The sequence below is a fragment of the Nocardia sp. NPDC050793 genome (genome assembly GCF_040654065.1).
In the GTDB taxonomy this organism is placed as follows: Bacteria; Actinomycetota; Actinomycetes; order Mycobacteriales; family Mycobacteriaceae; genus Nocardia.
Window position 1 is genome coordinate 1 of sequence record NZ_JBFAHG010000046.1, and the last position, 1007, is coordinate 1007.

Below are 1007 nucleotides of genomic sequence, written 5' to 3' on the forward strand. Positions count from 1 at the left end.
AGCGAGGCATGCGCTGGCCCCGCGATCCGTGGCGTGAGGTGTTCTCGTCCGATCTTCTCGCCGACGGTCGCGGTTACTACCACCGGACGCATTTCACCGGCCCGACCGGCATCCCGGTGGAGTGCGACGACTTCGCCGGCGTCCTCGACGTCGTCGACTACCCCCACATGTCGGTGTGGCGTGGCGCGGCCGTCGGTGGCGGTTCGGTCGTGTTCACCGGGGTGATGATCGCGCCGGAACAGCGCTTCTTCGAACACGTATTCGGCGACCGGCTGAGCTACGGCGAAATGGCCTCGACGTGGTACCCGAAGGTCCGGTCGATGTTGCGTCTCGACCCGATGCCCGACGACATCTATCACTCTCCCGAATTCACCCACTCTCGCCGCTGGGACGACGACGCGCGGGCTGCGGGGTACTCACCGCACCGGGTCGACGGCATCTGGGACTGGGACGTGGTCCGGGCCGAGCTGGCGGGCTCGGTGCGACGCTCCGCCGTCGCCGGGGAGAGCAACCTCGGCAATTCCAACGGCGCGAAGTTCGACCTGACGCAGAACTACATTCCGGAAGCGGAGGCGACCGGGCGCGCGCTGGTGTGTCACGGGCACCGGGTGCTCGCGGTCGGCCAGGAAGCCGACGGACGGTACCGGGTCGAGGTGCAAGCCGTCGATCCGACCGGCGCGATCCTGAACACGACGACCCTCACGTGCGACCGTCTCGTGCTCGGAGCCGGATCGATCGGCACGACCGAACTGCTCGTCGAAGCTCGTCACACCGGCTCTCTGCGGCGGCTGAACGAGCACGTCGGACGGGGCTGGGGCACAAACGGTGATGCTGTGCTCGTTCGTTCTCTCGCCCTCACCGACGGGTTCGGCGGGGATCAGGGCGCGCCGTCCGCATCGCGGATCGTCGACGAGTCGGGACTGCCGCTCAGCCTCGAGAACTGGTTCGTCGCGGGCACCGCGAAAGACGTGGGGATGCTCGCGTCGCTCGGGATGACGCTCGACCCG

At 68.2% G+C, this 1007-nt stretch carries 1 pseudogene; it reads left to right on the forward strand.

Going from position 1 to position 1007, the window contains the following annotated elements:
• Positions 1 to 1007 (forward strand): annotated as a pseudogene (locus tag AB0H50_RS35650) (GMC family oxidoreductase); the annotation flags it as partial.